The sequence below is a fragment of the Limnohabitans sp. Rim8 genome, from assembly GCF_945901735.1.
Classification (GTDB): Bacteria; Pseudomonadota; Gammaproteobacteria; order Burkholderiales; family Burkholderiaceae_C; genus Limnohabitans_A.
Genome location: NZ_CAMDLM010000016.1, coordinates 16,941 through 38,883 on the forward strand (window position 1 = coordinate 16,941; position 21,943 = coordinate 38,883).

The window sequence follows — 21,943 nt, forward strand, 5'->3', positions numbered from 1 at the left end:
TGGGCGTTGAGCGTTGCGCGCCTTGCCTTTGCATTTCACGCTGAACGCTGAACGCTGAACACCAAACGCCCAACGCCCAACGCCCAACGCCCAACCCTTAACTGGCTGCAGGGGGCACGTAGCCTTGGGCGGCGTCTGCGCCATCGCCAAAGAAATGGTTTTCCATTTGGCGTGCCAGGTATTGGCGGGCGCGCAAATCGGCCAGGTTCAAGCGGTTTTCATTGACCAGCATGGTTTGGTGCTTCAGCCAGTCGGCCCAGGCCTGCTTGCTCACGCCTTCCCAGATGCGCTTGCCCAGCTCGCCTGGGTAGGGCGGAAAATCCAGACCCTCGGCTTCTTTGCCGAGTTTGATGCATTGAACGTTGCGTGCCATGGTGTTTGTCAGCCTTGATGTATCTTAAGAAGCGCTGGTGATACAGATATAAAATTTCTGTATTTCCAGTTGGAAGCGGTTCGCACGAGAATAAGCGTTGTCGGTGCAACAACACCGTCTTTTCTGTGGTCTTGCAGGCAGCAACTGTAGCAAGCTTTCAGCATCCTCCATTGGCATTGGGTCTCTCTCCCAGCCAAAACCCAGACACATCACATGAGTGCATTTCTCGAAGAACGCGTTTTGAGCGTTCACCACTGGACCGACCGCCTGTTCAGCTTCACCACCACCCGTGACCAGGCCCTGCGCTTTTCGAATGGGCACTTCACCATGATCGGTCTGCGCGGCGACAACGGCAAACCGCTTTTAAGGGCCTATTCCATTGCCAGTGCCAACTACGAAGAGCATTTGGAGTTTTTGAGCATCAAGGTGCCCGATGGCCCGCTGACCTCCAAGCTGCAGCACATCCAGGTGGACGACACCATCGTGGTCGGCCGCAAGCCCACCGGCACCTTGCTCATCGACTATTTGTTGCCCGGCAAGCACCTGTATCTCATGGGCACAGGCACCGGTCTGGCCCCGTTCATGAGCATCATCCGTGACCCCGAGACCTATGAGCGCTTTGAAAAAGTGATCCTGGTGCACGGTGTTCGTCAGGTCAATGAACTGGCTTACCACGACTACATCACGAAAGAGTTGCCTGCCCACGAGTTTTTGGGCGAGATGGTGAGCCAACAATTGCTGTACTACCCCACGGTGACCCGCGAGCCCCACCTACACCAGGGCCGCGTGACCGACCTGATGGAAAGCGGCCAGCTGTTTGCCGACTTGGGTCTGCCCCCGCTCAACCCTGAGACCGACCGCGTCATGATTTGCGGTTCGCCTGAAATGCTCAAGGACCTCAAGCGCATTTGCGAAGCGCATGGCCTTAAAGAGGGCAACACCAGCACGCCCGGCGCTTTCGTTATCGAGCGGGCTTTTGCAGACGCCTGAAGTCCTCAGGGCTTTGTTCAACCAATCGCTGACACCTGTACCGACAAGGGGGCACAATGCCCCCTTGTTTTTTGAAGAGACCCCATGAAACTGTCCGTTGTATCTCCCCAGCGCTGGATGCTGATGACCGCCCTCTCGGGCATCGGCATGCTGGTGTTTGGCTTGTATTTGCAACATGTTGTGGGTCTGAACCCTTGCCCCATGTGCATCGTGCAGCGCTACGCCTTGATTGGCGTGGTGCTGCTGGCTTTGATCGGCTGGCGTTGGCGGGGCTGGGGCTTGGCGGTGACCGGTGTGATGCTGGCGCTCTGCGCGGGTTTTGGGGCCTTCACCGCCGCCCGCCAAAGCTGGCTGCAGTGGTACCCACCCGAGGTGGTCAACTGCGGTCGCGATTTTTATGGCATGGTCGAAAACTTTCCCCTCAACCGCGCCATCCCCATGATCTTCAAAGGCAGCGGTGACTGCAGCAAGATCGACTGGACCTTTTTGGGCGGCTCGATCGCCAATTGGTCCTTCGTCTGCTTTGTGCTGTTTGGCTTGCTGGGGCTGTGGGTGGCCCTGCAGTCCCGCTCGGCTCAGGCCGCATAACTGAGCGGCACCGCCGTGGTGAATTTGAGCTCCTCCATGGCAAAACTGGAGCTCACATCGGACAGCGGCACCTGCTCGATGAGCCGCTTGTACACCTGGTCATAAGCGGCAATGTCGGGCACCACCACCTTCAGCAGGTAATCCACATCGCCGCTCATGCGGTGGGCCTCGACGATTTCGGCAATGCCTTGCACCGCGGCGCGAAATTTGTCCAGCCACGGCACATCGTGCTGGCGGGTGCGCACCGACACGAACACCGTGACGCCCAGGTTCACCTGGTGCCGGTCCACCAGGGCCACTTGCCGGGCCAAAATGCCCAGCTCCTTGAGCCGTTGCACCCGCCGCCAGCATGGCGTGGGTGTCAGGTTCACAGCGGCGGCCAAATCGCTGATGGGCCAGTCGCTGCGCGCCTGCAAGAGCTCGAGGATTTTGCGGTCAATGGCATCAATTTTCTGCTTCATGGCCGGATTGTAGAAAAGCATTCCAAAAAATCCATATTTAGGGGCAGAAAAAGCAATTTCATGCTGCTTTTTTGATGGCAAACTTCTGTTTTCAATCGACAAAGATGGATGGCATGAAAAAAATCGGTCTGATCGGGGGCATGAGTTGGGAGTCCACCGCCCTGTATTACCAGCACATCAACCGCGAAGTGGCGCGACGCCGGGGCGGACTGCACTCGGCCCCCCTGCAACTGGTCAGCCTGAATTTTCAGGACATTGCCGACCTGCAAAAGCAGGGCGATTGGGACCGCATGACCGAGATTTTGCAAACGGCGGCCCGCCAGTTGGCGCACAGCGGGGCCGAGGCTTTGCTCATTTGCACCAACACCATGCACCTCATCGCGCCGCAAGTGCAGGCGAGCACGGATGTGCCCTTGCTGCACATTGCCGATGCCACCGCCGATGCCGTCTTGGCCGCCGGTTTCAGCCAAGTGGCCTTGTTGGGCACCCGTTTCACCATGGAGCAAGCCTTCATGCGCGACCACTTGGCCGCACGCGGCATCCAGTGTCTGGTGCCCGAGGCGTCCGGGCGAGCCGAAGTGCACCGCATCATTTTTGAGGAACTGTGCCGGGGCCAGGTGCTGGAGGGATCGCGCCAGAACCTGATCGCGCAGGTGCAGCAGCTGGCAGCACTTGGGGCGCAAGGCGTCATTCTGGGTTGCACCGAGTTGACCATGAGCTTGCGGCCCGGCGATGGCGGCGTGCCGGGCTTTGACACCACGGCCCTGCACGCCATGGCCGCTGTGGATTTTTGCTTGTCCTGAAAGGGCCTCTCGATGTGCCAGCTGATGGGCATGAGCTGCAACAAACCTGCGGCCACCACCTTTTCTTTCACCGGTTTTTCGGCGCGTGGGGGCTTGACTTCGGACCACGTTGACGGCTGGGGCATCGCTTTTTATGACGGCAAAGGCTGCCGGGTTTTTCAGGACGACCAACCGGCCAGTCATTCGCCGCTGGCCGAATACGTGCGGCAGCACCCCATCAAGTCCAACGTGGTGGTGGCGCATGTGCGCAAAGCCACGCAAGGGGATGTGCAGTCGGCCAACTGCCACCCGTTTCAACGCGAATGGCTGGGACGCACCTGGGTGTTTGCGCACAACGGCGACCTGCGCGATTTCCAGGCCCCCAATGGTTGTCAGGACAAGCCCGTGGGTGGCACCGACAGCGAGCGTGCGTTTTGCGCCCTCATGAGCCACTTGCGCAGCCACTTCAAGGACCGCGTGCAGCCCCCCGAATGGCCCGAGCTGGCCCCTGTGCTGGCCTGCATCGCCGCTGAGCTGGCTGGGCATGGCAACTTCAACATGCTGCTCAGCGATGGTCAGGCCCTGTATGCCCATTGCTCCACGAACCTGCATTTGCTGACCCGGCGTCACCCCTTTCCCCATGCGCGCTTGGTGGACCGCGACATGAGCCTGGACCTGGGGCCGCTCAATGCCGAGGGCGACATCATGAGCTTGCTGGCCACCGAGCCCCTCACGCTGGACGAGCCCTGGCAAGCCTTGCGCACGGGCGAGTTTGTGGTGATGGTCGGTGGCCAGGTGGTTTGGCAAGAGCTTCACCCCGGCACGCAAGCTTTTCCCGTGGCCTTGCCGATCAGCGGCCAGCGGGAGCCGAACCCCGCTTGAAGGGCTGGCGAGCGGGGAGGTCGGCCGGTGACCCGGTGGTCATTCGCGGTGACAATACCGGCACTTCCTGTTGCCCCAGAATGTCTGCCCCTGTTCACCCCCCCGTTAACCCTTCGGTTGACTCACCCATTGCCCCGCCCGTGCCCCATGTGGTGTTGGTCATCACCAAAGGCGAAGCCGGTGGGGCGCAGACGCATGTGTTGGAGTTGAGTCGTGCCCTGCAAGGCCGGGTGCGCTTCACGGTGGCGATTGGCGGCGACGACACGCACAGCGTGCTGGGTCAAGCCCTGAGTGATTTGGGCATCGCGGTGCTGGCGCTGCCAAGCCTGCAAAACTCGCTCAACCCCCTCAAAGTGATCACTTCGGTGCGGGCCTTGCTGGCGCATGTGCGGGTGCTGCAGCCCGATGTCATCCACGCCCACAGCGCCGTGGCCGGGGTGATCGCACGTCTGGCGGGCAAGCTGCGGCAAATTCCGGTGGTCTACACCGTGCACGGCTTTGGCTTCAAGCCGCAAGCGCCTTGGCTGATCCGCACCAACGCCTGGCTGGCCGAGGCCGTTCTGGCGGCTTGGACCACGCGCATGGTCTGCGTCTCGGCCCACGAAAAAGAATTGGCCGCGCGTTTGCCCATGCCGCCCGAGCGGGTGAGTGTGGTGCACAACGCCTTGGCCGATGTGCCCTGGCGCAGCGACATGGCGACCCAGCCGCCAAGCCTGGTGATGGTGGCCCGCATGGCCGCGCCCAAGCGGCCCGATGTGTTGATCGAGGCCCTGGCTTTGCTGGCCCATCTTGGCCTGCAGCCCCTCACCCGGATGTTGGGCGGCGGGCCCGACCTGGCCCGCCACCAACAGGCCGCCGCCCCGATGCCACACATCCAACTGGAGGGCGACGTGAGCGATGTGGCCCAGCGCCTGGCCCAGCACCAGATTTTTGTGCTCTTGTCCGACCACGAGGGCCTGCCCATTTCCATTTTGGAAGCCATGCGCGCGGGCATGGCGATTGTGGCTACGCGCTTGCCGGGCATCGAAGAAATGCTCACGCATGAGGAGAGCGCCTGGCTGGTGCCCAACAGCCCGCAGGCGGTGGCCCAGGCGCTGCAGACCCTGCATGCCGATGCCTCCTTGCGCCAACGGCTGGGCCGCGCCGCACGCGCGCGCTACGAGGCGCAGTTCCAGCCTCAGGCCATGGCCGAGCCGGTGCTGGCGATCTACCAGCAAGCCCCCTTGATGCCCACCGCCCGTTGGCCCATGACGCGCCCGCGCCGCCACACCCAGCAACTGGCCTCGCAGCAGGCGCACCGCCAAAGTGCCCACCTGGTCTGGAGCCTGCTGGGCTTGGCGATGATCGGCCTGGCCTACGCCATCAGCCAGGCCCTGATGGCCAGCGGCCATGCCACCGTGGACTTTGGCCGGACCGTGCTGGCCAGCCTGGTGCCCTATGCGCTGGCGGCGCACTTGTTGTACCGGGGCGCGCACATGCCTGCGGCCGAACGCGGCCCGTTGTTGCTGGTCACCACCGGCTTGCCGTTTTGGCTGACACCCTTGGCCTTTGCCTTGCTGCAGCAGCCGTATTCGCGCGGCGCTCTGCTTTTGACCTATGTGCTGTGCACCTTCTGGTTTTGGCTGGCCGACCAGTGGTTTTTGCGGCATCGGCCTTGGCGGCTGGTGTACCAAGACCCGCGTGTGCCCGACCTGCTGGCCCGCTGGTTGACCGAGCCCAACGGCCAGGGCCTGCCGCGCATCCGCTTGCTGCATTGGCCTGCTCAGGGCATGCCGCCTGGCGCAGCACTGGCATGCGACGGCGCGGTTGTGCTGCCTGCCGTCACCTCTGCCACCTCTGCTGCATCCGCACCCACCGGCCCCGAGCGCCAACGTTTTCTGACCGCGCTCAAGCTGCAGCACATCCGCCTGTACAGCCCCGAGACTTTGCAGCAAAACCTGACCGGGCGCATGGCGGCCGAGACCCTGCAAAACGAGCTGTGGCAAACCGATGGCAACCCGGCTTACGACCTGGCCAAGCGCCTCATCGATGTGAGCGTGGTGCTGGCCTTGTTGCCGCTGTGGCTGCCGCTGGCGATCGCAGTGGCCTGCGGTGTCAAGATCGACTCGCCCGGCCCGGCCCTGTTCAGCCAGCGGCGCACCGGCATGCACGGCCAAAATTTTCGGATCTGGAAGTTCCGCAGCATGCGCCATGAAACGCCACTTCACCCCCAGTTCGCCCAGGCCAACGACCCGCGCATCACCCGCTTCGGACACTGGATTCGCCGCACCCGGCTTGATGAAATTCCGCAGCTGTTCAACGTGCTCATGGGCCACATGAGCCTGATCGGTCCGCGCCCCGAGCAAGACGGCTTTGTGCGACAGTTTGCCGAACAAATGCCCAGCTACCCCTACCGCCACCTGGTGCGACCTGGTTTGACGGGGTGGGCTCAGGTGCAGCAAGGCTATGCGGCCAGCGCCGATGAAACCGCCATCAAGCTCAGCTACGACCTGTACTACATCACGCACTACAGTCTGGCCATGGACTTGCTGATCGTCTTCAAAACCATTCAGACCGTGCTGACCGGGCGAGGCGCGCGCTGACCATGCCCCTGCCCCTGAATTCTCCCTGCCAAATCCTGTTGCTGACCGAAGAGTCTGGCGTGGGCGGGGTGCAGACCACGCTGCACTGGCTCGAATCGGGCCTGGCCGAGCGCGGCTGGCAAGTCTCGCGGCTGCCGGTGCGCCAAGGCCGCCCCTCGCTGTGGGCCTGCTGGCAGGCGGCGCGGCGGGCGCAGGTGCTGGTGGCCTCCAACAACTTCTGGCCAGCCTATGTGGCGGTGGTGCTGGCTGGGTTGGCCCGCCGGCCCAGCGTGGTCTGGGTGCACGGCCCTGTGCATGAGGTGCTGCAGCAAGCTGGGGCTTCGCGCCTGAAAACCGGCTGGCTGCGCAGGGTGTACCGCGGGGCCAGCGAGCTGGTGTGCGCCTCACAAGCCTCGTGCGACAGCCTGCTGCGCGTGATGTCCGGTGCCGGGGGTGCAGCCCCTGAAAACGTGCGCGTGATCCGCAACCCGGCGGTGTTGCCCGGTGCAGGCCCAGAGGACGCTGCCCTGCCCGCCACCGAGGGGCTGGTGCTGGGTTTTGTCGGCCGTTTGTCCCCGGAGAAACAGCCCTTGCAATTGCTGTCCATGCTGCGCCTTTTGCCGGCCGCTTGCCAACTGCATGTGGTGGGCGACGGCGAGCTGATGGGCGCGATGCGCAGCGCCGGGCAAGACCTGCTGGCCCAAGGCCGCTTGCAGCTGCTCGGTCAGCAAACGGTGACCGCGCAGACCTACCGGGCCTGGCGGGCCACGGTGCTGTGCTCGCGCTACGAGGGCTACCCCATGACGGCGCTGGAGTCGCTGGCCTGCGGCGTGCCCTGCGTGAGCACACCCATCCCCGCGATGCAGGAAATGCTGGGCACGCAGGCCCCGCTCTGGCTGGCGCGCGATGACAGCCCCACCGCGCTGGCCGAGGCGGTGCAGCGCTGCCTGGCGCAAGCGCCGGCCGATCGGCAAACGGCCATCGACCGCTTGCAGGGCCAGCACCGGCTGGAGACCTTTGTGCAGGCTTGGGACGAACTGCTCAAGCGGCTGCTGCACAAAGCGGGGCAGGGGCCCAAAAAGCACGCTGTGAAGCTGGAGGCTTCGCGCGATGACCCCCCTGCGGGAGGGCGGTCGTGATCACCGTTCATTTTGTGCAGGGCACACGTTCTTATTTGCCCGAGCTGGCCGCTTACCAGGCCCACATCGAAGGCTTGGGCCATGCGGTGCAGCTGCACACCCAGGCCCACACCGTGCCCGATGGCGCTCAGGCCGTGTGGTGGATTTGCGGCCGCGTGCCCCCAGGCCAAGCAAGGCGTTTGAAAGGCGCGGTGCAGGTGCACGAATACGCCTCGGCCAGTGTGGCCCCGCTGGCCTGGCTCAAGGACCGCATCAAGCGGTGGCAGCAGCCGGTGCCCCACTTTCGGGTGTTCCAAAGCGAATGGGTGCGCCAGCGCATGGGCTTTGGCGACACCGTGCCTGAAGCGGTTCCCTATGCCTTGCGCGATATGGGCGTGCCCGACGCATTTTTGACGGCGCAGGCCCTGCAGCCGCCCGAGTTTGACCTGGTCTATCTGGGCGAGATGCGCCGCTTGCGGCACTTTGTGCCGCTTTTGCGCACCTTGGGGCAGGCGGGATTGCGCCTGTTGCTGGTGGGCGATGTACCCCCGGCCTTGCAACAGCGCTTGGCTGCTTTGGGCCACATCCAAAACACCGGGCGTGTGCCGCAAAGCCAGGTGCCTGCGCAATTGCTGCGGGCACGCGCAGGCCTGAATCTGATGCCCGATGTGTTGCCTGTGAGCGAGCAAACGTCCACCAAGCTGCTGGAGTACCTGGCGCTGGGCCTGCCCGTCATCAGCAACCCCTATGCCTGGGCGCAGCGCACGGCGCTGGCCCATGCCGGGCGGGTGCAGCTGCTGGGCGTGCAGGCCAGCGCAGCGCAATGGCAAGCAGCGGTGCAGCGCCTGCCCTTGCGCCAGACCGATCGCCAGCACCTGCAGTCCTTGCGCTGGTCGCATCAGCTGCAAGGGCTGCCGGTGTGGGCTGCCTTGTTCGGGGCTGACAGATGAAGCCTTGGAAGTTGTTGCAGACCTTGCCCCGCGCCACGGCGCCCGCTGCCCTGGGCAGCCTGGTGTCGCTGGCGGCGCAGGGCTTTTTGGCGCTGGTGTTGTTTCGCCTGTTCAGCCCCGAAGAGGTGGGGCTGTTTTCTGCCACCAGCCAACTGGCTTTTTTTTGGGCCAGCTTGGCGCTGGCGCAAAGCCCCTTGAGCCTGCTGGCCGAGCGCCACCAGGAGCCGCGCGCGGCCGCACGCCGCGCCTGGCGGCAAAGCGCCTGGCGCATGTTGTGGCTGGGCCCGCTGGCGGCGCTGGGGGCGGTCTGGTCGGGTTTGGGGCAAGCAGCGCAGGTCTGGGCCTGGGCCGCCGCCTTGGGCCTGACGCAGCTCAGTTGGCTGCTGGCGCAAAGCCTGACATTGCGGGTGGGCAGCCTTGGGTCCATGGGCTTGGTGCGGATGGTGCCGCCCGTGCTGGCGGCGACGGTGGCGGTGCTGGGGGCGGTGCTTTTTCCCGTGCGTGGCGAGGGCCTTGAGCTGCCCGTGCTCTTGGTCTCGGCCTGCTTGGGCTATCTGGCCGGGGCCCTGTGGATGCGGCTGGCTTTTCAACCGGCGTCACCTGCTGGCGTGGCTTTGGCGGCCGTTGCAGGCAGCGACTTGCCTTGCGCCATGAACGAGACACCCACCGCTTCAGACCCGCGCAGCGCGCGGCTCAAGATGCTGCACACCCTCACCGACGGCCTGGCCGCCACGGCGTTGGCGCTGAGCTGGCCAGCGCACTACGGCGTGCAAGAAGCGGGCTTGATGCTGGCGCTGCTGCGCATCTTGAGCTTCATCCCGGCGCTGGTGCACACGGCCTGGGCGCAGGTGGTGCTCAGCAGCGCGACTCAGGTGCGGCTGCGTCCGCTGCAAGTGGCCTGGGCCGCGTCGGCGCTGGTGCTGGGCGTGGGGGCTTTGGCCCAGCTGGCGCTGGCACTGGGCTGGCTCGATGTGCGTTGGCAAGGCCTGTCGACCTATGTCTGGCCCTTGGTGCTGTGGCAAACGGCTGCGTGTTTTGTGGCCGCGCACGCGCACCTGCCATTCCAAAAAGGCCTGGCCGCCAAGCACTCTTGGCTGTGTGTGGGCATGAACGCGGGCTTCATCGCTTTGTGCTTGATCTTGCCCTGGTCCAGCACCTTGAGTGCCAGCACGCACATGGCCTGGCTGTCGGCCTACATGCTGCTGAGCCTGGCGGCTTTGACGCTGTGGGTGGCCAAGCGCTGAACGCGACCGGCACAAAAATTCTGCAGACCGTCCCATGACCACCACCTTGAACATCCTGGGCATCACTGTCCCGATTTACCTGACCATTGCCTTGGGCTATGTGTGCACCCGCATGGGGCTGTTTGCCAAGGCCGAGATGCAGGTGTTTGGGCGGTTCACGCTGCAGCTGGCTTTGCCTGCGCTACTGTTCAACGCGCTGTCGCAGCGCAGCGTGGCCGAGATCTTGAACCTGAACTATTTGTTGGCCTATGCCCTGGGGTCTTTGCTGGTGATGGGCTTGGGCCTGTGGTGGGCGCGCAAGGTGCTGGGCCAGAGCCTGAGTTACAGCAGCATGATGGCCATGGGCATGGCGTGCCCGAACAGCGGGTTTGTGGGTTACCCCATCATTTTGTTGTCGTTGGGCCCGGTGGCCGGGGTGGCACTGGCTTTGAACATGGTGGTCGAAAACTTTTTGCTGTTGCCTTTGCTGCTGGCCATTGCTGACGCGCAGGGGCGGCCCGGGCAGTGGAAAAGCGTGTTGCTGCAGACCGTGAAGAACGTGCTGCGCAACCCCATGATTTGGGGCGTGGTAGCGGGTTTTGCGTTCGCGCTGTCTGGCCTGCAAATGCCTGCGCCTGTGGGGCGCACCATCGACTTGTTTGCGCAATCCAGCGCAGTGCTGGCGCTGTTTGTGATTGGGGGCGCTTTGGTGGGCTTGCAGGCGCGGGGGCTGCAGGGCACGGTGCTGCCGATTGCGCTGGGCAAGCTGGTGTTGCATCCTCTGGCCATGTGGGTGGTGCTGGTTTGGCTGGTCCCGATTGAAGACCCGGCTTTGCGCGCCGCCGCATTGCTCACCGGGGCCATGCCCATGCTGGGTATTTTCACCATCTTGTACCAGCGACACGGCCACGGCACGGTGAGCGCTGCGGCTTTGCTGGTGACGACAGTGCTGTCGTTTTTCACACTCAGTGCGCTGTTGTGGTTGTTGCAGTGGCACCCTGTGTGATGGGCTTGCAGGCATTTTTGGGGCTTATGGGGTGTGCGCGCCAAGGGTGAGCAGTGGCCCTGACCCCGGGGCGGGTATTGAAAATGCCTGTGTGGCCCGCTGATAGACTTGCTGCTTGAAAAATTCCAGACCCTCCACTGTCCGCACCATCGCCCTGGTGCACGCAGAACCCGCGCTAGCGGGCATGCACCACTTCCAAGACGAACCGATTGATGTGGTGTATTTGTGGGTGGACGGCAACGATTCGAGCTGGCGGGCCAAGCGCCAGGCGGCTTTGGCGCAATTGCCTGGCGATACGGGCGCGGCCATGGCGCGTTACAGCAACGTGGAGGGCCGCTTTCGCGACAACCACGAGCTGCGCTACAGCTTGCGGGCGCTGGAGAAATTTTTCCCGCAGCACGGTCATGTGTACATCGTGACCGATGCGCAAGCGCCGGACTGGTTGCGTCCCTCGGACCGGTTGACGCTGGTGGACCACCGCGAGCTGATGCCCGAGGCCGCTTTGCCCACCTTCGATTCGGGCCACATTGAATCGTGGATTCACCACATCCCGGGTTTGTCTGAGCGCTATTTTTATTTCAACGACGATGTGTTTTTGGGTGCGCCTTTGAATCCGGCCGACTGGTTCACGCCCGATGGTTTTTACCTGACCTGGTCAGACGAGCCACACGTCACCGACGAGGCCATGCGCATGGACGCGACTTCGCTGGAGAACGCTTGCCGTTTGTCGATCGAGTGGTTGAGGGCGCAAGACCCACTTTACCCAAGCACCTTCCGCACCTTTGCCCATTCACCCCGGCCCATGCGGCGCTCTTTGCTGCGGGCGTTGGAGGGGGCGGCTCCCGAGTTGTTTGCCGGTGTGCGTTCAACCGTGTTCCGCAGTTGGGACAAGCCGACCATCGTGTCGGACTTTGTGCTGCGTTGGGCGCTGGCGCAGGGTTTGGCACAGATGCGCACTTACCGTCACCGCCATGTGTCCACGGGTGACGCCGATCAGCAGGCCCAGCTGCGGGCCTTGGCGGCCGAGTTCGGGGCGCTTGATTTCTTTTGCATCAACGACACCACCGACGATGCCCACCCCCAAGACCCGCGTTTGCGCCAGGTGCAGTCGGTGCTGCAGGCCATGCTGCCGCAGGCTTCGGGCTTTGAGCAGTTGCAGGGCGTTGCGGTGAGCGGATCGGCCGTGCTGGCCGGGGCCGCCGAGATTCAGCAAGGGGTGCAAGCGGCAGCGGCCCACCAGAGCCTGGTGTCGGGGTCGCGCCGCCGGGCTTGAGGGTCAGCGCAAAGAGGCCGCGGTGACCCCTGAGCGCGGCAAGGTCAAGGGTTCGGATTCGCTCTGAAACGGCTGTTTGTAGGGTTCCAGCAGGGCAAGGGTGTGCGCCGTATCCGCTGATGTTGCACGGCTTCGGGCATGTTGCAAAGCTTGGTGTTTGGTGGCGCGGCCGCGCACCCGCATGCGCCAGACCCGGAAAGACCGGGCTTTGAGGTGCGCGCGCATCAAGGCAATGACCTGGTCCTCACTCAAACCGAACTGCAGGGCCATGGCTTCGAAAGGGGTGTCGTCTTGCCACGCCATGCCGATGACAGCGGACACGTCGGCCGCGCTCATGCCGGTGCTGGGGTCTGCGGGCAAGAGCGGGCTCGCAGTCCAGCGCTCAGGCGTTGGCCACCGGGCTGGGGCCTTCGCGAAACGAAGCCGCCAACGCCACGGCTTCTTTCACGTCAATGCAAATGCCGTCAGCGCCCAAGCTACGGGCGTCATGTTTTTGCAGGGTGAAGATGGGGCCACCCAGCAGCACACCGGGCTCGGGGTTGCCCGATGCGGCCTTGAGGGCGCGGATCAGGCCGGGCAGGGCCTTGAGTTGCGCTTCGGTGGCGCACGAGATGCCAATCACGTCAAACCACTCGTTGTTGACCGCGTGCACCAGCTCTTTTTCGGAGACCGAGATTTCGATGACGACGTCCCAGTCGGCTTTGCGGAAAAAGTCGGACACGATGGTCATGCCCAAAAAATGCTGCGAGCCTGGGGCAGAGGCCAACATGATGCGCTTGACGTCGCCGCCCAGTTGCGGACCGTTTTGGTATTCGAAGCCCAAGCGGTGAGTGATCTCGTGCATGCGCACCAGGCCACAGGTGACTTCGGTGAAGTCGCACAGGTCTTGATCCCACATTTGGCCCAGCTGCCGTGCAGCAGGGGCGATCAGGTCCAGGAAAATCCGGTCGGTGGTGACGCCCTGGTGCAGCAGCTCGTCGATGAATTGGGTGGTCTCACTGGCCTGACTGGATTTGCTCAGGGCTACAAATGTGGCCAGCTGTTTGGGCGAGATGCCAGGCCCCAGTGCGGCGGTGTCAGCTTCGGGCAACGACACCCGGTGCGCTTGCACCAAGCGCGGAATGATCTGGGTCTCGATGGCCTCGGTCAAAGACCTTTTGCACTCTTCCTGTGCATTCAAGGCGTCGGCGTTGTTGGGCTGCGACCGAAAGTCGCTCAGTCGTTGCCCCAGGGACGACATGAGCGTGAGCCATGCGCTTGTGTGTGCCTTCAGCGGGTTGAAGTGGAGGCCCGGTAAATTGAGGTACATGGCAAAGTCCAAAAGTAAGTTTTGACCATAACCCTTTCAATAGTTCCTCGCAAGGCTTTAGGCAGCAGCTTGACTAGGGGTTATCACCTGTAAAACGTGTCCATTGAGGTCTTTTTGGGCCTATTCCAGTCTCTCTCGCACAGGACGAGCCTGGCGCGAAGTAATGTGGCCGACAAGGGGGCCAGGCAGCAGGTCTGGCGTTTTCGCCCTAAGCGTTCATGCCCGTGGCTCACCAGCGGATGCCGCGCACCTTGAGCAGTTCGATGGCGATGTCTGGGCGGTCGGTCACCAGGCCGTCCACCCCGAGGTCCAGCATCTGGCCCATGGTTTCGCGGTCGTTCACGGTCCAAGCCAGCACTTTCAGGCCCAGGCTTTGGGCCTCGCGTACTTTTGGGGCATCCAGTTCACGCCAGAACGATGACCAGTGCGTGCCACCCGCAGCCTTGATCATTTTGGGCACCGAGCCGTGTTGCGCATGCTGAAATCCCGCGGTCCAGGCCGAGGGCTGGCCTGACTTGATGCCCAGGTTGTCCAGTGCCGCCAGTTGCGCCGTGAGGTAAACCGTGGGCATGCCGGGGGCGGTTTTTTGCACGGCCTGCAAAGTGCGCCAGTCGAACGACAAAATTTGAACCCGATCGCTCATGCCGTGGTCCTTGATGTCCTGCAGCAGCAGTTGCACAAAGCGCTCGGGGTCGGGCGTTTGGTCGGGGCGCTGTGGCGTGATCTTGGTTTCGATGGCGAATTTGACTTGCGTGTTGCCCTGGGCCTGGATGAGGTCGAACAGGTCTTTCAGACGGGGAATGCGCACGCCGTCTTGGCCCTTTTGCGCTGAAAAAGTCTGGCTGTAGCGCGATGTCGGGTTGATGCGCCCGACATCGTAGCTTTGCAGCTGTTCAAAGGTCAGCCGCCGTATGTCAGGGCCTTTGCTGCTGAGAAAGCGGCCTTGCGCGTCGCGGGTGATGTCGGGGTTCAGTGCCGGGTCGTGGCTGATCACCAGCACATCGTCTTGGGTGACCACCACGTCCAGCTCCAGGGTGGTCACACCCATTTGCAGCGCCAAGGCCAATGAGGGCAGGGTGTTTTCGGCCAGCAGGCCGCGTGCGCCCCGGTGGCCTTGCAGGTCTATGGTGGGTTGTGCCAAGCAGGGCAAACCCGTCAGCAGCAAGGCCCAGCACATGAGTGCTCGGGGCCCGAATCGTTTGAAATGCATGGCCAGTCCTGGTGTTTTCAGAGAGGCGGGTTCACGCCTGGGTTTGAAATTGGTCGGCGTTTTTGCCTTTGAATGGGGCGTAGAAACTTTTGATGGCGGCCATGTCGGCGTCTATATCGCCTGTGGGCGTGAACACCGGGCCCAGGCCGCTGCGGCGGGTGCTGTAGTCCATGTAGGCCAGCACGATGGGAACTTGGGCTTGCTGGGCGATGTAATAAAAACCGGTTTTCCAGGTGCGCGTTTTGCTGCGCGTGCCTTCGGGTGGCACGATCAATTGCACCGGGCCTTGTGCTTGCGCCAGTGCTTGCGCAGAAGCTGCGACCAGGTTGGTCGATTGTTCGCGGTTGACCGCAATGCCGCCCAGCCAGCGCATCAGGGGGCCAAACGGGAATTTGAAAATGCTTTGCTTGCCCATCCAGTAAGGCGTCAGCTGCAGGGCAAAGGCCACCATCAAGGTGTAGGGCAGGTCCCAGTTGCTGGTGTGTGGCGCGGCAATCAACACGCTTTTGTGTCCGGCGGGGGGCAAGGCCCCTTCGACGCGCCAGCCTTTGAGGCGCAAGAAAGCGATGGAAAACCAGCGCAGCGAGGTGTTGACGACCGGGGTGGTGAAGATGGTGCGGTGCATGAAATGGGCGTTTGGCGCATGCAGCTGGATGGCTGCTGGTCTGCGAAGGGATGATGAGGTTTTTGTGGCGTGTCGCAGCGGATTATGGCGCTGTGGGCGACACCTGGCCGTGCCAGCGGTACCGATAATTCACGCCTGAGCCGCGAAGGAGAGCAGCATGGCTGGTGCGTTGAGTGGATTGCGGGTACTGGATTTGACCAGTGTCCTGATGGGCCCGTTTGCCACGCAGCTGATGGCGGACATGGGGGCGGACGTGATCAAGATCGAGTCGCCTGGCGGGGACACGGTGCGCGGGATTGGTCCGATGCGGCACGCGGGCATGGGGTCGATTTTTTTGCACGTCAACCGCAACAAACGCAGCCTGGTGTTGGACCTGAAAAAGCCTGATGGCCTGAATGCTTTTTTCAAGGTGGTGGAGACGGCCGATGTGGTGGTCTACAACATCCGGCCACAGTCCATGCGGCGCTTGGGCATCGATTACGAGCGGCTCCAAGCCCTCAACCCGCGCATCATTTATGCAGGCCTGTATGGCTACAGCGAGAAGGGGCCTTACGCGGGCAAACCCGCTTACGACGACTTGATTCAGGGCGCTGCAGCCGTGCCCAGCCTGATGAGCCGCGCCAGTGGCGGCGAGCCGCGCTATGTGCCCCTGACCCTGGCCGACCGCACGGTGGGCCTGATGGCGTCGAATGCCATCTTGGCAGCGGTGATTGCGCGCCACCAGACCGGCGTGGGCCAGGCGGTGGAGGTGCCCATGTTCGAGACCATGGCGCAATGCGTGCTGGGCGAGCACATGGCCGGTGCCACTTTCGAGCCGCCCATGGGCGAGACCGGGTATCCGCGCTTGCTGGTGCAAGAGCGCAGGCCTTATCCGACCATAGATGGCCATTTGTGCGTGCTGATTTACACCGACCGGCACTGGGAAAAGTTTCTGGGGCTGATTGGCCAAGGGCAATTGTTTGAACAAGACCCGCGTTTTGCCAGCATTGGCGCGCGGACCCGGCACATCAACGACTTGTACCGCCTGGTGGCGCAGGCCATGGCCACGCAAAGCACCGAAGTTTGGATGGCCCGGTTGAACGAGGCCGACATCCCCTGCATGCCGATGCACGACATCGACAGTTTGTTGCAAGACCCGCACCTGTTGGCAGTGGGCATGCTGCAAGATGTGCAGCACCCCAGCGAGGGCCATGTGCGCGAGATCGGTGTGCCCGTCAGCTTTTCTGGCACACCGGGTTTGACCGTGCAAAAACCGGCACCGCGTTTGGGCCAGCACAGCGCCGAGGTGCTGCGCGAAGCGGGCCTGAGCGATGCCGACATTGAAGGTCTGCACAAGCGCGGCGTGAGCCACGGTTGAAGCTCAGGCCTCGCCACGCCAAGCGGCGCAGGCACCAGCTTCAATGCGTCACTCGGCTTTGGCGCCCGAGTCTTTGACCGCTTTGGCCCAGCGCGGTATTTCGGTGCGCAGGTGGGCCGCGTATTCGGCCGGTGTGCCGCCTAAAATCTCAGCGCCTTGTGCGGCCAGGCGGGCGCGCAAATCGGGGTGGGCCAGCGCTTTGTTCACTTCGGTGTTGAGCTTTTGTACGATGTCAGCCGAGGTGCCGGTGGGCACCACGATGCCTTGCCATGCGGCGGCATCAAAACCGGGCATGCCCGATTCGGCCAGGGTCGGCAGGTCAGGCAAAAGGGTGGATCGCTTGATGCTGGTCACCGCCAGACCGCGCAGGCGGTTGTCACGCACATAAGGCAAGACCGTGTTGATGGTGTCGATCATGAACTGGGTTTGACCTGCTGCCAGATCCACCAGGCCCGGCGCACTGCCTTTGTAGGGGATGTGCTGGGTCTGCACGCCGGTCTGCGCCGACATCATGGCGCTGGCCAAATGCGTGATGGTGCCGGTGCCCGATGAGCTGTAGTTGAGTGCACCGGGGCGCGACTTGGCCAGGTCCAAAAATTCTTTGACGCTGCGCGCGGGCAGCTGCGGGTTGACCACCAGCACCATGGGCACGCTGGCCGTCAGAGCCACGGGCGCGAAGTCTTTCAGGGTGTCGTAATTCACCTTGCCGTAGAGCGCCGGGCCAATCACGATGGCCGATGTGTTGTAAAAAATCGTGTAGCCATCGGGCGTGGCTCTGGCGGCCAGCTCGGCGGCCAGGTTGCCCCCCGCGCCGGGTTTGTTGTCAACGATGACTTGTTGCCCCAGTTGTTCGGACAAGCGTTGCGCCAGCACCCGCGAGACCAAGTCGGTGGGGCCGCCGGGCGGGAAGGCGATGATCATGCGCACTGGGCGCGTGGGCCAGCTTTGCGCCCACACGCTGGTGGCCATGAAAGCCAGCAAAAGGCCGGTCAAGAAACGACGGTGGATGGACATGAACACACTCCTTAGGAATTGAATTGGTCGAGCACTTGGCCTGGCCCGTGGGGATGGTCCACATAGTCCTGACCGTCGTGCACTTTCACGCCATTGACCCAGACGCCATGGACGCCGGTGGCTTCGCGCACCATGCGCGTGCCACCGCCAGGCAAGTCTTGGCGTGGCAATGGTTTGGAGATGCCCACGCAGGCTGGGTCGAACAGCAGCAGGTCGGCGGGCAGGCCCACTTGCAGGCGACCCCGGTTGGGGATGCGAAAGCGGTCGGCAGGCTCGCTGGTCAGGCGGCGCACGCCTTCGGCTAGTGTGAAGTGGCCGGTGTCACGCACCCAGTGCGCTAAAAAGTACAGGCCAAAGCCTGCATCGCACATGTAGGTGAGGTGGGCACCCGCATCCGACAGCGTGATGACGCTGGCCGGGTGCTTGAGCGAGGGGGCCACGCCGTCGTCGTTGTTGTTGAAAAACTTGCCCACGAAATGGGTGCCCAGGTCTTCCGACAGGGCCAGGTCAAAGAACACATCCACCGGGTCCAGCCCGCGTTGGTCGGCCAGCGCCTGGATGCTCACGCCTTCCAGCACCTGGTTGTCCGGACGCATGGTGTGTCCGACTTCGATGTGCCGCCAGTTGCCCAGAAACAATATGCCCGCCTTGGGCTGGCGCAGGTTCTGGCGGAAGGCTTCGCGGAATTCGGCCGAGCGGTACAAGCCGGGCAGGGCGTCCGCCGTGGCGGTTTTGACCGCATCAAAGGCCGCATGGCTGAGCAGCACATAGGGGTCGGTCAAGGTGAAGTCAAAGGACAGCGGCTGGCAACTGGTCAGCACATACAGCTCGTGGCCGCGGGCCAGGGCCTGGGCACAGCGTTCATAGTAGGTGGCCCCCAGGCCCGGGTTGCCCTCGTTGTACATGGTCAGCACAGTGGAGATGTAGCCGGGCCGGCCGGTGTCTTGCACGATGGACTCCATCACGTCGGGGTTGGCGCGGCTGCCGGTGGCCATCATGAAGACGCCCTTGTTTTTCTCGCCCAGCACCCCGGCCAAGGCCCGCAACTCGCTTTCGGAGGCGATGGTGGACGGCATGGGGATGCCGCCATAGCCGCTGTGGTTGGGCGAGAAAGACGACGCAAAACCAATGGCACCGTGGTCCATGGCGTCGCGCACCAGGGCTTTCATGGTCTGCATTTGTTCGGGTGTGGGATCGACCTGGGCAGAGCCATCTGCGCCCATCACGGCGGTGCGGATGACCGAGTGGCCTGCGAAGACGGCGGTGTTGACATAGGGGCCGATGCGGCGCAATTGGTCCATGTATTGGCCAAAAGACTCAAACTGCCAGTCCACGCCCGTCAGCAAGGATTGCAAGTCCATGCCTTCCACCACCGACAGGTTTTTCAGCATGGTCTCGCGCAGGTGCGCCGGGCAGGGCGCGATGCCAAAACCGCAATTGCCAATCACCGCCGTGGTCACGCCCAGGGCAGGAGATGGCGACAGGGTGCGGTCCCAAGTGACTTGCGCGTCGTAGTGGGTGTGCAGGTCCACGATGCCCGGCATGAGGGCCAAACCCTGGGCATCGATGTTGTCGCGGGCGGGGCCGTCCACGGGGCCGATGTGGGTGATGCAGCCTTGCGAGACAGCGACATCGGCCATGAGGGGTGGGCCACCCAAGCCGTCGTAAACCTGCGCATTGCGGATGATCAAGTCATGCATCTGTCTGAAGCCTTGCTGCTGTGAAAGTCGAGCGCGGGGGACATGCCCAACGATTTTTCGGACTATAGGCAGTTGCCTGCTGCAGGCTGTCGCGCAGTGGATATCAGGGTTTTCCAGACCCGCCAGGGTTTCCATGGCGCTGCACCGCCAGGCGCGCCCAGTGCGGCAGCAGGTGCTTGAGCATGAACAGCGCGTGGGTGTCGCGCAAAGCAAAGCAAGCATTAGGTGAAAACACAAACCATCGAAATAATGCGCTGCACCAGGGGCCTCCATGGGTGGCTGGGCGGTCTGTTGGCCCTGACGGGAGAGATCATGAAGACGTTGTTTTTAAAAGGGGTGTTGGCATGAGCCAGCTGGATTCGTTGAACCCGTCGGCCATTCCTGCGCAAGACGAAGCCTTGCGCCAAGAGGTGCGGATTTTTTTGACCGAAGCCATGCGCGGTGTGCCGGCCCATGTGCGCGCCCGCTCCTGGATGGGTTATGACCCCGCCTTCAGCCGCGAGCTGGGCCGCCGGGGTTGGTTGGGCATCACGTTTGCGCCGGCCTATGGCGGTGCAGGGCGCAGCGCGTTTGCGCGTTATGTGCTGGTCGAAGAATTTTTGAACTTTGGCGCGCCCGTGGGTTCGCACTGGATCGCTGACCGCCAAAGCGGCCCCTTGCTGCTCAAGTACGGCACCGAAGCGCAAAAGCAGCGCTACCTTCCCCCCATCTGCCGGGGCGAAGCTTTTTACTGCATTGGCATGAGCGAGCCCGGTGCAGGTTCGGACCTGGCCAGCGTGCGCACCCGCGCTTTGCCCAATGAATCGGGTTGGCTGTTGAACGGCCAAAAAATCTGGACCACCAATGCCCACAACTGCCACTTCATGATCGCGCTGGTGCGCACCCGTGGCGAGGCGGGTGACCGCCAAAAGGGCTTGTCGCAGGTGATCGTCGACTTGTCCTTGCCGGGCGTCACGGTGCGGCCCATCGTGGACCAGTCGGGCGACAGCCATTTTTGTGAAGTGTTTTTTGAGAATGTGCAGTTGGGGCCTGACGCTTTGGTGGGCGACGAAGGCGGGGGTTGGGACCAAGTCACGGCCGAGCTGGCCTTTGAGCGCAGCGGGCCGGAGCGCTTGTTCTCCAGCATCGCCTTGTTCGACGAATGGCTGGCCTATGTGCGCACGCCGCAAGGCCGCACCCCCCAGGCCCAGCGCCTGGCGGGCAAGATCCTGAGTCAGCTGGCGCCGCTGCGCGCCATGTCGGTGGCCATCACCGAAAAACTCACGCGGGGCGAAAGCCCGGTGGTCGAGGCGGCCTTGGTCAAAGACCTGGGCACAGGCGTGGAGCAGCTGATCCCGGCGACGATTGCCGACGACTTGTTCTCGCGCGACGCTGCCAATGTGCCGGCCGAATTGCTCAACACCCTCAACTACACCACGCAAGTGGCGCCCAGCTACTCGCTGCGCGGCGGCACACGCGACATCCTGCTCGGCATGATCGCCCGTGGGCTGGGTCTGCGCTGAAAAGGACACACCATGGACGATCTTTTTTCTGACGCTGTGAAAGCGCTGCTGACCGACCATTGCACGCCTGCGGTGGTGCGCGCCATCGAAGCGGGCCAGCCGCGCGCGGCTTTGTGGCAGCAACTGGAGGCCGCGGGCTTTGCCGATGCGCTGGTGCCCGAGTCTGCGGGCGGATCAGGGCTGACGTTGGCCGATGTGTACCCGGTGCTGGAGTTGTGCGGCAGCTATGCCGTGCCCCTGCCGTTGGGCGAGACCTTGCTGGCGCGGGGCCTCTTGGCCCATGCGGGCGTGTCCGCGCCAAAAGGCTCGGTGGTCTTCGGTACGGGGCAGTTGGCCAGCGATGGCCGTCTGCACTGCGCGCAGGTGCGCTGCGGTACACAAGCCGACTGGGTGCTGGTGTCGTGTGGCGGCGTTTGCCGATTGCTGCCCGTGGCTTGTGCCCAAATGCAAGTGGCCGGGTTTTGCCTGGACGCACAAATCAGCTGGCCGCAAGCGGCTTGGGACGCTGCACAGGCAGTGCCTGGAACGCATGATCTGGTGACCTTGCAGGCGGCCCTGTATGCCGCCCAGTTGGCTGGGGCGCTGATGGCCGTGTTCAGCCGCACGCTGCAATACGCCAACGACCGGCAGCAGTTTGGCAAGCCCATTGGCAAGTTCCAAGCGATCCAGCACCAGCTGAGCGTCATGTCCGAGCACGCCTTTGCCGCCCGCATGGCGGCCCAGTTGGGGCTGTCCGCTGCGGGCCCGGTGCCCGACCGTTTGCGCGTGGCGATGGCCAAGGCCCGCACCAGCGAGGCGGCGCTCGAAGTGGCGGGCCTGAGCCACGCCATCCACGGGGCGATCGGCTTCACGCGAGAGTTTGACCTGCAGCTGTACACCCGCAGGCTGCATGCTTGGCGGCAAGCGGCCGGGTCAGAGTCTTACTGGCACGATGTCTTGGGCCAGGCCTTGCTGGACAGCCCCGAGCCGCTCAGCCTGGACCTGATGCGCACACTCACCGATGCGGTGGATTGATTTTT

General features: G+C 63.3%; 21 protein-coding genes. 13 read left to right on the plus strand and 8 right to left on the minus strand.

Annotation, left to right across the window (positions count from 1 at the left end; all coding sequences use genetic code 11):
- Positions 1-97: 97 nt before the first annotated feature.
- Positions 98-373, minus strand: coding sequence for an oxidative damage protection protein (locus Q0O99_RS09540; protein ID WP_108351744.1), 276 nt, complete (start codon positions 371-373; stop codon positions 98-100).
- 213 nt (positions 374-586) lie between these two features.
- On the opposite strand from Q0O99_RS09540, the gene Q0O99_RS09545 reads away from it, so the two are divergent.
- Both Q0O99_RS09545 and Q0O99_RS09550 read left to right on the plus strand, forming a co-directional pair.
- On the plus strand, positions 587-1,363 hold the full coding sequence (locus Q0O99_RS09545; RefSeq protein ID WP_293750783.1) for a ferredoxin--NADP reductase: 777 nt from the start codon (positions 587-589) through the stop codon (positions 1,361-1,363).
- A gap of 84 nt (positions 1,364-1,447) precedes the next feature.
- Complete coding sequence (locus tag Q0O99_RS09550; protein WP_293750785.1) at positions 1,448-1,951, plus strand: disulfide bond formation protein B; 504 nt, start codon at positions 1,448-1,450, stop codon at positions 1,949-1,951.
- Here the strand turns inward: Q0O99_RS09550 and Q0O99_RS09555 are convergent.
- Positions 1,939-2,412 carry an Lrp/AsnC family transcriptional regulator gene (locus Q0O99_RS09555; protein ID WP_293750787.1) on the minus strand — a complete coding sequence of 158 codons (474 nt, stop codon included), beginning with the start codon at positions 2,410-2,412 and terminating at the stop codon, positions 1,939-1,941. The genes Q0O99_RS09550 and Q0O99_RS09555 overlap by 13 nt on opposite strands.
- 113 nt (positions 2,413-2,525) lie before the next feature.
- On the opposite strand from Q0O99_RS09555, the gene Q0O99_RS09560 reads away from it, so the two are divergent.
- From Q0O99_RS09560 to Q0O99_RS09595, 8 genes are all read left to right on the plus strand, one after another.
- On the plus strand, positions 2,526-3,215 hold the full coding sequence (locus Q0O99_RS09560; RefSeq protein WP_293750789.1) for an aspartate/glutamate racemase family protein: 690 nt from the start codon (positions 2,526-2,528) through the stop codon (positions 3,213-3,215).
- A gap of 12 nt (positions 3,216-3,227) precedes the next feature.
- Complete coding sequence (locus Q0O99_RS09565; protein WP_293750791.1) at positions 3,228-4,076, plus strand: class II glutamine amidotransferase; 849 nt, start codon at positions 3,228-3,230, stop codon at positions 4,074-4,076.
- Positions 4,077-4,156: 80 nt separating this feature from the next.
- Positions 4,157-6,658 (plus strand): sugar transferase, encoded by a 2,502-nt coding sequence (locus Q0O99_RS09570; protein WP_293750793.1) that lies wholly within the window; start codon positions 4,157-4,159, stop codon positions 6,656-6,658.
- Between the two features lie 2 nt (positions 6,659-6,660).
- Positions 6,661-7,776: a glycosyltransferase gene (locus Q0O99_RS09575; RefSeq protein WP_293750795.1), complete on the plus strand. Its 1,116-nt coding sequence runs from the start codon at positions 6,661-6,663 to the stop codon at positions 7,774-7,776.
- Positions 7,773-8,705, plus strand: coding sequence for a glycosyltransferase (locus tag Q0O99_RS09580; RefSeq protein WP_293750797.1), 933 nt, complete (start codon positions 7,773-7,775; stop codon positions 8,703-8,705). The genes Q0O99_RS09575 and Q0O99_RS09580 overlap by 4 nt, the downstream gene beginning before the upstream one ends.
- A complete protein-coding gene (locus tag Q0O99_RS09585; protein WP_293750799.1) occupies positions 8,702-9,949 on the plus strand; it encodes a hypothetical protein in 1,248 nt (415 codons plus the stop codon). Before Q0O99_RS09580 ends, Q0O99_RS09585 begins: the two co-directional genes overlap by 4 nt.
- Positions 9,950-9,983: 34 nt before the next feature.
- Positions 9,984-10,934 (plus strand): AEC family transporter, encoded by a 951-nt coding sequence (locus Q0O99_RS09590; protein WP_293750801.1) that lies wholly within the window; start codon positions 9,984-9,986, stop codon positions 10,932-10,934.
- 115 nt (positions 10,935-11,049) lie between these two features.
- Positions 11,050-12,207 (plus strand): Stealth CR1 domain-containing protein, encoded by a 1,158-nt coding sequence (locus Q0O99_RS09595; protein WP_293750803.1) that lies wholly within the window; start codon positions 11,050-11,052, stop codon positions 12,205-12,207.
- 3 nt (positions 12,208-12,210) lie between these two features.
- On the opposite strand, the gene Q0O99_RS09600 is transcribed toward Q0O99_RS09595, so the two are convergent.
- The 4 genes from Q0O99_RS09600 to Q0O99_RS09615 all read right to left on the minus strand — a co-directional run bounded on the left by Q0O99_RS09600 (position 12,211) and on the right by Q0O99_RS09615 (position 15,351).
- Positions 12,211-12,567 carry a TIGR03643 family protein gene (locus tag Q0O99_RS09600; RefSeq protein WP_293750805.1) on the minus strand — a complete coding sequence of 119 codons (357 nt, stop codon included), beginning with the start codon at positions 12,565-12,567 and terminating at the stop codon, positions 12,211-12,213.
- A 22-nt stretch (positions 12,568-12,589) separates the two neighbouring features.
- Complete coding sequence (locus Q0O99_RS09605) at positions 12,590-13,516, minus strand: B12-binding domain-containing protein (RefSeq protein WP_293750807.1); 927 nt, start codon at positions 13,514-13,516, stop codon at positions 12,590-12,592.
- 229 nt (positions 13,517-13,745) lie between these two features.
- Complete coding sequence (locus tag Q0O99_RS09610; RefSeq protein ID WP_293750809.1) at positions 13,746-14,726, minus strand: glycerophosphodiester phosphodiesterase; 981 nt, start codon at positions 14,724-14,726, stop codon at positions 13,746-13,748.
- A gap of 31 nt (positions 14,727-14,757) precedes the next feature.
- Positions 14,758-15,351, minus strand: a complete 594-nt coding sequence (locus Q0O99_RS09615) for a lysophospholipid acyltransferase family protein (RefSeq protein WP_293750811.1) — start codon at positions 15,349-15,351, stop codon at positions 14,758-14,760.
- 157 nt (positions 15,352-15,508) lie between these two features.
- Between Q0O99_RS09615 and Q0O99_RS09620 the strand changes: the two genes are divergently transcribed.
- Positions 15,509-16,708, plus strand: a complete 1,200-nt coding sequence (locus Q0O99_RS09620; RefSeq protein ID WP_293750813.1) for a CoA transferase — start codon at positions 15,509-15,511, stop codon at positions 16,706-16,708.
- A gap of 48 nt (positions 16,709-16,756) precedes the next feature.
- On the opposite strand, the gene Q0O99_RS09625 is transcribed toward Q0O99_RS09620, so the two are convergent.
- Together Q0O99_RS09625 and Q0O99_RS09630 are read right to left on the minus strand one after the other, a co-directional pair.
- On the minus strand, positions 16,757-17,722 hold the full coding sequence (locus tag Q0O99_RS09625; protein WP_293750815.1) for a tripartite tricarboxylate transporter substrate binding protein: 966 nt from the start codon (positions 17,720-17,722) through the stop codon (positions 16,757-16,759).
- A gap of 11 nt (positions 17,723-17,733) precedes the next feature.
- A complete protein-coding gene (locus Q0O99_RS09630) occupies positions 17,734-19,422 on the minus strand; it encodes an amidohydrolase family protein (protein ID WP_293750817.1) in 1,689 nt (562 codons plus the stop codon).
- Positions 19,423-19,766: 344 nt separating this feature from the next.
- Here Q0O99_RS09630 and Q0O99_RS09635 point away from each other — a divergent pair, with 344 nt between their 5' ends.
- Both Q0O99_RS09635 and Q0O99_RS09640 read left to right on the plus strand, forming a co-directional pair.
- Complete coding sequence (locus Q0O99_RS09635; protein WP_293750819.1) at positions 19,767-20,924, plus strand: acyl-CoA dehydrogenase family protein; 1,158 nt, start codon at positions 19,767-19,769, stop codon at positions 20,922-20,924.
- Positions 20,925-20,936: 12 nt separating this feature from the next.
- Positions 20,937-21,938, plus strand: a complete 1,002-nt coding sequence (locus Q0O99_RS09640) for an acyl-CoA dehydrogenase family protein (RefSeq protein WP_293750821.1) — start codon at positions 20,937-20,939, stop codon at positions 21,936-21,938.
- Positions 21,939-21,943: the final 5 nt, after the last annotated feature.